8 protein-coding genes and 1 pseudogene are annotated in these 9,812 nt (G+C 64.7%); 5 read left to right on the top strand and 4 right to left on the bottom strand.

Features of this window, described 5'->3' with window-relative positions; all coding sequences use genetic code 11:
* Nucleotides 1–313: 313 nt before the first annotated feature.
* From Q7W02_11300 to Q7W02_11290, 3 genes and pseudogenes are all read right to left on the bottom strand, one after another.
* Nucleotides 314–1,669 carry a DUF222 domain-containing protein gene (locus tag Q7W02_11300; protein MDO8476749.1) on the bottom strand — a complete coding sequence of 452 codons (1,356 nt, stop codon included), beginning with the start codon at nt 1,667–1,669 and terminating at the stop codon, nt 314–316.
* Nucleotides 1,670–1,989: 320 nt separating this feature from the next.
* Nucleotides 1,990–2,112, bottom strand: a pseudogene (locus tag Q7W02_11295) (SDR family oxidoreductase).
* A 414-nt stretch (nt 2,113–2,526) separates the two neighbouring features.
* Complete coding sequence (locus Q7W02_11290; protein MDO8476748.1) at nt 2,527–3,576, bottom strand: IS110 family transposase; 1,050 nt, start codon at nt 3,574–3,576, stop codon at nt 2,527–2,529.
* A 284-nt stretch (nt 3,577–3,860) separates the two neighbouring features.
* Between Q7W02_11290 and Q7W02_11285 the strand changes: the two genes are divergently transcribed.
* The 4 genes from Q7W02_11285 (at nt 3,861) to Q7W02_11270 (ending at nt 6,604) form a co-directional block, all read left to right on the top strand.
* Nucleotides 3,861–4,355, top strand: coding sequence for a hypothetical protein (locus Q7W02_11285; GenBank protein ID MDO8476747.1), 495 nt, complete (start codon nt 3,861–3,863; stop codon nt 4,353–4,355).
* Between the two features lie 365 nt (nt 4,356–4,720).
* Complete coding sequence (locus tag Q7W02_11280) at nt 4,721–4,945, top strand: hypothetical protein (protein ID MDO8476746.1); 225 nt, start codon at nt 4,721–4,723, stop codon at nt 4,943–4,945.
* 73 nt (nt 4,946–5,018) lie between these two features.
* Entirely contained in the window at nt 5,019–5,813 is a 795-nt protein-coding gene (locus Q7W02_11275; GenBank protein MDO8476745.1) for a hypothetical protein, read from the top strand.
* A gap of 461 nt (nt 5,814–6,274) precedes the next feature.
* Nucleotides 6,275–6,604, top strand: coding sequence for a hypothetical protein (locus Q7W02_11270; GenBank protein ID MDO8476744.1), 330 nt, complete (start codon nt 6,275–6,277; stop codon nt 6,602–6,604).
* A gap of 251 nt (nt 6,605–6,855) precedes the next feature.
* Here the strand turns inward: Q7W02_11270 and Q7W02_11265 are convergent, their stop codons facing one another.
* Nucleotides 6,856–8,553: an FRG domain-containing protein gene (locus tag Q7W02_11265; protein ID MDO8476743.1), complete on the bottom strand. Its 1,698-nt coding sequence runs from the start codon at nt 8,551–8,553 to the stop codon at nt 6,856–6,858.
* Between the two features lie 903 nt (nt 8,554–9,456).
* On the opposite strand from Q7W02_11265, the gene Q7W02_11260 reads away from it, so the two are divergent.
* Nucleotides 9,457–9,812 (top strand): hypothetical protein (locus Q7W02_11260; protein MDO8476742.1); only part of this gene is annotated, 356 nt, incomplete at its 3' end.

The raw sequence follows: 9,812 nt of genomic DNA, 5'->3' as shown, positions 1-9,812 counted from the left end.
ACCGGCTCGGCTTGGAACTTCCTGAGCGCCTCCGCATCGCCCGAGGCCTGGCCCAGACCCCGCCGGTGTAGTGCCGACTTTTTCCGTAACCCACTGAAACCATTACCCTGACCCCCTCGAACTGCGGAAGTTGGGCTAGCGTCCGGTCGTTGGCCGACGTCGGGGCCTAGCCAACATAAACTCATTGACAGTCATGGCCCGCCTCACCTGAAGGTGTCGACGCGCGGCTGACAGTCGCAGCTCGAGCGGTCGGTCTCGCCATCTACCCCGCCTGAAGCGGGTCAGGGTGGGCAGTCGGCGATGCCTGTTCGGATCATCGGTATGGGCTCGGTCTCTGCGCCAGGGGGTGCAGGACGTCGATGGCCCAGCCCACATTCAGCCGCTCCCCGAGCCAGCCGGGGCACGCCGTGCGCGCCCCGAGACGCAGCCCCAGCGCGTCGTGACTCGCCCGGAGCATCGTGACGGCATCCCCCCGCACCACGGCAGCCTGCGGCACCTCAGGCAGCGGGCGCCCGTCCGGCCGCCTGAACCTGAGCGCGCCGTCGGGGCCGCGCGCGACCTGATAGCCCTCCTCGTGTACCGCTCGGTGATGCCGGCGGCACAGCAGCGCGAGGTTCGAGAGCGTCGTCGGCCCTCCCTGGGCCCAGTGGTGGAGGTGATGGCCCTGACCGACGCGGACGCCGCAGCCCGGGAAGCTGCAGCCGCGGTCTCGATGCTGGAGGGCACGGCGCAAGGCAGGGGGAATCGTCCGGGTTCGGGCCCCGATCTCGACCACGCGCCCGGCCTCGTCATGGCGCATCACCACTCGGCTGGCGTCACAGGCCAGGCGCCGGGACGTTTCCGGGGAAACGCGCGCGCCGTCTTCCAGGACCGACTGCCCCGGCTGCCCGGAATCGGCCAGCGCCGGAGCATCCACATGGACCACTACCTGGTAGCGCTCCCCCGGGGCGCCGGGATCGAGCCCATGGTGCAGGGCCGTCTCCGCAAGGAGGGCCAACGCATCGGCCTGCCGCTGGGCCAGGGAGGGCGTTTCCGCAGAAACGTTTCCGCGCCCACCCTCCCCGTCCGACACACGGGTCCGCTGGTACAGGGTCTCGCGCGCCGCGGCCAGCGCCTGCATGAACAGCGCCCCCACTTCTGGTTCCAGCCGCCCCCGGAGAACGACCATGCCGTCCTCATCTTGGTAGACGTGCAAGGCACGGCCCGCATGCCGCGGCGCGCTCTCCCGCGCCTCGGCCCGCCGATCCACCCGGCGCCAGCCGCGCACGACCCGCTCGACATGCGTGGCCGTGCCCGCCCGCCCCACGCCGAGCAGCCGCGCCTCCGTCTCCGGCGTGGCCACACGAGTCAGGGCGCGGACCTTGGCGTACGACAGCTCCCCGCGGCCGAGGGCCTCGGCCAGGAGCGGCAGCGTGCCCAGGGCGCGCGCCACCCGGACCCGTTCACGGGCGGCGCCCAGATCGAGCCCCACCCGCCAGGAGAGCCAGGCGGCGCAGGAGCGGAAGCCCGTGTTCCAGCCGCCGCGGGCGTCGAACTCCCGGATGAACGAGAGCAGGCGTGCGGTGGCGGCGTCGAGGTGCGCGGACAACTCGGCGATCTCGTCGCCGAGCCGGTCGAGCGCCGCGACGCGCTCCGGCGTGGGGACGACAGTGGGCGCGGAGCTCTGCATGGCGAGTCCTCCTGCGCCGACTCTACACCCTGCTTTCCGCACCTCCGTGGAGCGTCTGGGGCGCGCGTTTGCGGGACGGGGAATGATTTTTCACTCGGCCCCGCTCGAATGCGCTTCCGCCGCCAACCGTGGGCCGCAGGGCCGGCACTCTCAGAGGGCTGACCCTGCCTGGCCATGACGCCCCGCGGAAGCTGTCAAGCGGAAAAGCGCGCGATGCCGACCTTTGGTGTATCCGTCCGCGTACATGTTGTCAGCAAGTGAATTGACCGCTCGGGTGTGAACCGCGAGGGCAAGGTCCCGAGCGAGCCCCGGGGGCGCGGTCAGATGGCGGTGTAGCCGCCGTTGACGGGGAGCGCCACGCCGGTCACGTACGCCGCTTCGTCGCTCGCGAGGTACAGGATCGCGGCGGCGATCTCCTCGGGCTGGCCGAAGCGCCGGAGAGGGTACTTCAGGAGCTGTGGCATCGGCTCCTGGGGCGCCCGGTGTCTGAGTCTGGACCTTATGTCAGGGGGCTGGGACCCCCGGACGGGGTGACCGCCGCCGGAGGGTGCTAATGTTGCCTTGTATGAAGCCGGCTGGCCGTGTCAAGTCGCCACTCGGTCCCTCCCTCTGGATTTGAGATCTGTTCCGTTCACGGCTGGCCGGTGACAGTGGGGCCGATCTCGCGAGGTTCCGTCAGCCTTGTATTCGCGCTCGTCAAGGGCGAGGGATGCTCGCCGGCGCATGAGGGGATTCGAGGGTGGGGGCGCCATCTACGCGGCGGCCCTGCAACAGCGGCCAGGCAACATGTCGCGCTCACCCACCCATCGAACCTGCGAGAGATCAGGGCCCGCATCGTCAGGGCGTCGTCGACTGGGTCACACGCCCACGAGGGCGGCAGCCGTGGGACGCGGAGGCCGAACGCGCTGGGGCTCGAACACGCTGCCATCGCGCAGCAGCGCATAGAGGATGCCGGCGAGACGACGGGCGAGGGCGACGACGGCGACGTGTTTGCCGCGGCGCGCGGCGAGACGCAGGGCCCAGGTCCGCAGCTCCTCCGCCTGCGGCGGGTGTCGGCGGAGGATCGAGACGGCGGCCTGAATCAGGAGCCAGCGGGTGCGCGAGTGGCCCGCCTTGGTGATGGGGCCGCGGCGCTGCGTGTCGCCGGAGCTGTGCTCGCGGGGTACGAGGCCGAGGGAGGCTTCGAGCTGATGGGCGTGGCGGAAGCGCTGGGCGTCGTCGATGGCGGCGAGGAAGGCGGCGGCGGTGACGGGGCCGATACAGGGGACCGAGCGCAACCGCGGCACGCGGGGATCCTGGACGGCGAGGTGCTCGATCGTCGCGTCGGAGTACGCGAGCTGCTGGTTGAGGGGCCGCATGACGGCGAGCAGCGGCGCGACCACCGAGCGCAAGCGGCCCGGCAGGGGCAGGGCCTGAACGCGGTCGACACACCTCTCCGCACTGCCGGACGGCACGCGGTAGCCCTGCTGGCGGAGCAGGGCCCGGATGAGCGAGATGTAGCGCGGGCGCGTGTGGACCAGGGCGTCGCGGACCCCGAGGCGGCCCCGCACGTGGCGCTGGGGATCGCAGAGGCGATGGGCGGGGCGGTAGGCGCCGAGCAGGCAGGCCTCGGCCAGGGCCCGGGCATCGCGCCGGTCGGTCTTGACCTTGCGGGAGCGGGTGGCATACATGGGCGCGAAGTTCGGATCGGCGACGAGGACCTCGTGGCCGAGGGCCTCGAGGCAGCGGGCCACCCATTCGCTGTCGGTCGAGGCCTCAATCAGAATCCGCGCCCGGGGCCGGGTGCCAAGCACGGCGGCGAAGCGCTCGGGCTCGGTGCGGATGCGCTGCTCGACGACCTCATCGCCCTCGGCGAGGATGTAGATCTGGCTTTCCCTCTTGTGCACGTCGATGCCAATATGGTCCATGGCTGGCCTCTCCCTTTCTGCGGCCCTTTCTGCGGCGTTGACCGCGGGTGCTCTTGTGGGGCAGTGTATGCCACCACGTCAAGCGGGGAAGCCAGCCGGCTTCATCCTATCTACGCTACGCTCCGGAGGCAGGCTTTAAAAGCGTCTACAACATCGCGGATGGATTTCTTGGCAGTGAGGCGGGACCCGGGTGGAAGCAGTGGGGTCTGCCGGTCACGTTACCGCGGACGGATGCACGGCAAGGGGATTGATCTCAACGGTGAATATGGAAGGGGAGACCAGCTATGTTCCTTCGAAATTTGTTGCTTGGACTGACGGCCGCGCTGGTTGCCGCTTGCGCAGGAGTCAGCGAGCCGCCGGTCTCTGGACCGGTCAAACAACGGATCGAACTCCACAAGCGGACGGACAAGCCGATCCATATCGGCGACGGCGGCGGGAACCTCTCGGACTTCACCGCCGACGAGCGGGCGCCCAACCCCCGAAGCTTCCACGAGTGGACCTTCAACCTCACAGAGCTTCCCACGGTCGCCGTGATCGACGTGGCGATGTACTCACTCACGTCATTTTGCCCGACCGTGCTCGCCGTAAACAGCCACGACGTTCGGGACCTTGCCACGAGCGGCGCTTCCGGTCTCGGCGTGATGACGGAGGTGAAAGTCGTTGTGCCGAAAGACAAGTTTGTCACCGGCACGAATGTCCTTTCCATCTCGGAGAAGCTGTGCGGTGGAGGAGGACTGAACGATTCCCTCATCCGCACGCTCATTATCACCTTGCACTGACGGGCGGCTGCGGCAAAGCCACGCCCGCCAGGGCAGCCCGGAATACACCGAGATCGTTGTCGTCGCCGAAAGCGAAATCCCTCGTTTTGCCGCTTCGCTCGGGGCGGCGCTCGCCCCGGTTTCGCGCGCGCTCCTGGAACGCAAGGGGTTGCTCGCGCGTTGAACGCGATTCTTACATCCGCCAGACCATGAGCCGACCCCGGCGCCAATCTTTAAGCTCGATGGTCCGTTCCGGCGCTGTGGCATCGCTCAGGGGTGGCTGGTGTCTGAGTACGGGAGATTATGTCATGGGGGTGCGGCCCACGAGGGGGGCGAACGCCGCTGGAGCGTGCTAATGTTGCCTACGCTCAGCGCCGAGGCGAGCCATGGTCCTGGAGGAGCAGGCCGGGCTGATCGAGCTGGTGCAGAAGCGGATCGTGGACGCGCTGCAGTTCGAGAAGGGCTTTCAAGGGCTGCCAGTGAGCGTCGCGGGCAAGGTGAACGTGTACGTGTGCCCGAAGTGCGGGCGCGGCACCGTGACGATCGACCGCGACGAGGGCACGACGCCGTTCCTGCTACGCTGCCGCGCGTCGGGGCGCGAGGGCTACTGATTCGCCTCACCTCATTGACATTCGCGAATCCGGCACGTAGCATCACCGCACCGCTGATCACACCGGGGTGCCCATGACAACCCGTGATGTGGGTCGAGGATCGAAACAACCGGGGGGCTACTTGCCGCTCCTAGCTGGCGCAAAATTCCTCGCGACTTTGCTCTTTATCATTCTGCTTGCGACGGTCGCTTGGGTCTTCGCAGGTGAAGTGCTCACGAACGATTCTGTAGTTGCCATGGTTCGCGGGGGTCTTCCCGAGACGGTTATTGTCCAAAAGATCCAGGCCACCGAGACAAAGTTCGACCTCAGCACGAATGCTCTGATTGCCCTCAAGCGAAGCGGTGTGTCGGATAAGGTGCTCGAGGCAATGATGTCCGCGATGGGTGGCACGCCGCCTCCAGTCGCGCGGTCGAGGGATCCCAGGGTGACAGGCGAGTTAATTTCGCATCTGCGCGATGGCAAGGGCGTCGCCTTGAAGCTGATCTATGGGAAACTGTCGACCCAAGACTACCTCTTCTTCGCCAAGCAAGAAGTGGTGTTCGTGAATCCTCGTGCTGAGTATCGGATCACCGAGCGGCAGCCCGAATTCCGTACCGCGACGCCCGGCGAGCAGTGGGTACTCATCCGACTGAAGCCGGGAAAGGCCGACCGGAATCTCGCGCTTCGCACGTTTCATCCATTCAAGTTCGAGGACAAGAGCGGGGTCGACGAAGACTACGTCGTGAAGATTTCGGCCCAGCCCGAACTGAACGGAGGCGGCCGCGTCAAGCCGGCGGGTCCGCTCACGCCTGGAGAATATGCGTTTGTGCCGACGCAATTTGGAAGCGAGATGTGGACGACCGGCGTGTTTGAATTCGGTGTCGATTGACGCGCGGTTGACGTCGAGCCGGCGATCGAGGAGCTGACGGCCGGTGTCGGCGCGGCGATGTGAGCCGAGACAGTGAATTCGGGGGGATACGCGATGCGGGGGCTTTACGTGTGCGTCATGGCGGCCGCGCTCGGGCTTTTCTGGCCCGTGGACGGCTGTGGCATCGGCTCCTGAGGCGCCCGGTGTCTGAGTAGGGAGATTATGTCATGGGGATGGGGGCCACGAGGGGGGCGACCGCCGCCGGAGGGTGCTAATGTTGCCTACGCTCCTCAGCCAGGCGCGATTATCTCGGCGGAGGGAGCGCGACATGTCGTCTGGACGCAGCCTCGACCTCCTCTACACCAACTCCTTGACGCCTCCGCGCCCGTTGGCGCTCTTCGCCAACTCGGCGCAGCTTGGCCCAACGGACGCCGAATTGCGGGGAATAGGGATTTAGCGAAACTTCGAAAGGGGGGCATCCCATGCTAACCGCCGACCGCTACACAAAAGCCGTTTTGACCTTCATCGCAATGGCTCTGGTCGTGATCGCCATAGCTCCGATCCGTGCGGCATTCTGGAATACCTCCACTGCCTTGTTCGCCAGTCGAGTTGAAGCTCAGACCTCGGCTCGTTGCCCAAGTGTTTCCGCTGTCGCAATCGACAAAACGTGGAGACTTGTCGGCGCCGTTCAAAGCCATCTCTTTTTTGAGGCAAAGGACTCCGTGCTCTGGGCAGTCAACTACGGTGGACTCCTGGGAGATCTCAAGGCCGGACAACCCAATTGCGTCGTCACTAAAATCGAACGAAACTGAGCTGCGGCGTCCTTGGAGACGAAGCTCGTCCTTGCATCTTCCAGGTTAACGAGATTTGCGCGGAGCACCGCCGACGGAGTGCATAACCGGTAAGGATTGAGACGACCGCCGCGGTCGTTTCAATCCCATGTTGACGCTGTGGCATCGGCTCTTGGGGCGGCCAGCGTCCGAGTCGAGAGATTATGTCATGGGGATGGGGGCCACGAGGGGGGCGGGCGGTGCCGAAGGGCGTTCATGTTGACTACCCTCCTTCACTGTGAGTGAATGACGCAATACGTGTGGCCTCCTATGCGCGCGTCCCTAAGCCGCCATTCACCTTTGGCAAGCTTCAAGAGCCACACGAGCATTCTGCACAACCATGCTTCCTCGGCTCTCGCCTCGTCGCTCTGCCTAAGGGAACTCGGCTCTACAGAGAACGCTGGGATCCCATAGCCTATCGCCTTAGGTGTAAACCAGTGGCCAGCAGACGCCTCGATCCCAGACTTGCCTAATCGGAACAGTCGCACCCCGAAGGCTCTGCCGTGCCTTATGATCTGGACGGCCCGAACGTTTGCCATCCACGCTGGAAGTTCTTCCTCTCTCCTCCCTCTAATGAGAGATGGCTCGAACTCGGGCGACACGACCGCCCACTTGTACGGGTGGAATTCTATGAACACGCTGGGCTTCTGAAACGGCCATGCACGGCTCAGCCGGTCAATGGCAAGCTTCTCCGCCGCGAATGGGTCGTCACCCGCAAACGCGATGCTCTGGGAGCGTGCCACCACGCGAATAGATTCATGATCCAAGAGATCCCTCAGTAGCAGGGGCTCTGCGATGATTGCGAGGTCATCTTGGGCGCGATACTCTCGATCAGCAATCGCCCATGTGCCTAGACGATTGTCAGGCGTTTGCAGCCATGGATGAAGCCACGTGGGCCAGATTACGCGATCACAAGCACGGTGCTCGACCCATCCTGGGTCGTCAGTGGGCGGAAGACCTGAGTAGTATTCCGGAAGAGGATTTAGCCGAGTGAGGCTTGAAGCGTTCGGCTGCGCTTGAACGAATGCCGACTGCGACAGGATTTCGGCATACATCCAGTCCTCTCTCGGCGACGGGAACAAGTGCGACACTGTCCATCGAAAGACATGCTCGGCTCCTCTTAGCGGCAGCGCAAAGACAAAGACACCTTGCATGAGGGGAGCTTCGACTGCACCGTCTCCGTTAGAGACATCGCAAAACACCACGCCAGCACATTGGCGTTGTGCACGGGTGAATTCCTCCCACGGACTAAGGTCGAGGAAGTCACCGTGGCGCAGCGCACTCGCTTCTTCAGCAGCCTCCAGAGTGGTGCGTTCGTCAATTGTTCTCGCTGGCGTGATTGCGAAGAGATAGCCGTCTTCAAGTCCGTGGGGCCAGGCTGGCCGATACGATGCGGCAAGTATCAGCTTCTTGAGGTGGTCTCTCCGATCTATCGGTTCGGCCGCCGCGCCCGGAGCCGCACCGAAGATTGTGGGGACCTCCAAGAGAGAACTACAGAACTGATAGTGCGCGAACCACAGCGCATGGTCCAATGAAGTGCTGACGTCCACATAGTGTGATCTCGATCCGTAGTGTTGCAGCACCATGCCAAAGAGATCGTTGAGTATGGACCCGGCCCACTCAAGCTCATCAGTAAGGAGATAATGTTTCAACGCATGCTCAAGAAAAGGTGAGTCGGGAAGGCCTTGTCTACGGGCAAACATCCTCCCGATCATTCCTGCTGTAGCGAACTGCCACATGTCTGCAACTAGGGGAGGGTCTGAAGCCCTTGGTCGCCGGACGGACGGGATGAGGCGTCCGCCGTGGAAGCTGGTTTGGCCCCTAAACACGAGGCGGGCAGAGGGGCTCCGTCGTGTCAGGACTTGAATGCAATTAGCAAGCTCCTCGTAGGAGGAGATCCGGCGCGGTTGGAACAACTCTCGTCGAGCCATACTGTGTCGACCGTCAAGCTTCGCCGCTTGGCCGTTTGACCGCTGTGGCAGCGGCTCCTGGGGCGACCGGTGTCTGAGTATGGCACCTCATGTCACGGGGATGGGGCCCACGGACGGGGCGACCGCGCCGCCGGAGGGTGCTAATGTTGCCTGCGCTCCTCAACGACGGCCATCTTGTTGCCAGCCCGTGAGAATTCACTCTCACGCCCGCCGGACGCGGCCGTTGATGACGGGCCAGAAGATACGACGCTTGGAGTCCCACCGGCACCCGACAGTGCCTGTCACCGTGTGACCTCGGTAGAGGTGAATGTCGAAGAGCCATGAGCGATCACGCTTCCCGTTGTTGCACCTCTCGCACATCGTCGTGAGGTTTCTCCATTCGCAAGCCCGCCCTTTTCGAAGACTCTCCAGCGTTCGTCAATGCCAACGGCCGGCGAATCTCATGTTTTGGAATCCGCTATCTTGTGCGTCAGTATGCAGCGCAGGCGGCGCAGTCGTGCCCCTCCGTGAAGTCCAAGAAAGTCAGCCCACACACGTGGAGGCATACGACGGCCATGCACCTGCTTCAGTCGGGAAATGACATTAGCGTCGTCAAACACTGGCTTGGTCATGCGGATGTGAATACCACTCATGGCTATGTTGAGATCGACATGAACATGAAACGCAAAGCCCTGGAATCATGTGAACCCCCACAAACAAAAACAGCGAAGGCCCTTCGTCAATGGTCGACGCCAAGTATCCTCCAGTGGCTCGATCAACTCTCCCAGCCACCGGGAAATAATGTGTAGCGTTCTTTACAGACCAGCCACCAGAAAGCCCAGCGGTGGCTGGTCTATGAATGTTGGATATGGGTTACTTCACATTACGCGGCGCTTCACATGAAACCTGCACTTTCATACCCTCGTGCTGGACGGGGTGTTCAGCGAAGACCCCGGGGGCGCGCTGGCGTTTCACGCGGCGCCGGCGCCGACCGACGCCGAGGTCGCGGCGGCGCTCGCGACGATCCGCCAGCGGGTGCAGCGGCTGCTGGTGCGCCGGGGCCTGGAGCCCGGCGACGACGCGACGGGCCCGTCGGATCGGCTCGCCGAGGAGTCCCCCGGGCTGGCAGGGATCGTCGTGGCCTCGGTGCAGGGGCGGGTGGCGCTGGGCCCACGCGCGGGGGCGCGGGTGCGGCGGCTCGGCGACGCGCGCGACACGGCGGCCGTGACGTCGCGCGGGCCGCGGCAGGCGCACCTTGAGGGCTTCGATCTGCACGCCAA

The sequence above is a fragment of the Candidatus Rokuibacteriota bacterium genome, assembly GCA_030647435.1.
Lineage (GTDB): Bacteria > Methylomirabilota > Methylomirabilia > Rokubacteriales > CSP1-6 > AR37.
The sequence above is the reverse complement of the archived record's forward strand: the minus strand, read 5'-3'. Positions and strand labels throughout refer to the sequence as shown.

Excerpts from the sequence above, each read along its gene's own strand:
- Q7W02_11300 (MDO8476749.1), bottom strand. The coding sequence starts at position 1,669 with ATGCAGAGCTCCGCGCCCACTGTCGTCCCCACGCCGGAGCGCGTCGCG.
- Q7W02_11290 (MDO8476748.1), bottom strand. The coding sequence starts at position 3,576 with ATGGACCATATTGGCATCGACGTGCACAAGAGGGAAAGCCAGATCTAC.
- Q7W02_11285 (MDO8476747.1), top strand. The coding sequence starts at position 3,861 with ATGTTCCTTCGAAATTTGTTGCTTGGACTGACGGCCGCGCTGGTTGCC.
- Q7W02_11280 (MDO8476746.1), top strand. The coding sequence starts at position 4,721 with ATGGTCCTGGAGGAGCAGGCCGGGCTGATCGAGCTGGTGCAGAAGCGG.
- Q7W02_11275 (MDO8476745.1), top strand. The coding sequence starts at position 5,019 with ATGACAACCCGTGATGTGGGTCGAGGATCGAAACAACCGGGGGGCTAC.
- Q7W02_11270 (MDO8476744.1), top strand. The coding sequence starts at position 6,275 with ATGCTAACCGCCGACCGCTACACAAAAGCCGTTTTGACCTTCATCGCA.
- Q7W02_11265 (MDO8476743.1), bottom strand. The coding sequence starts at position 8,553 with ATGGCTCGACGAGAGTTGTTCCAACCGCGCCGGATCTCCTCCTACGAG.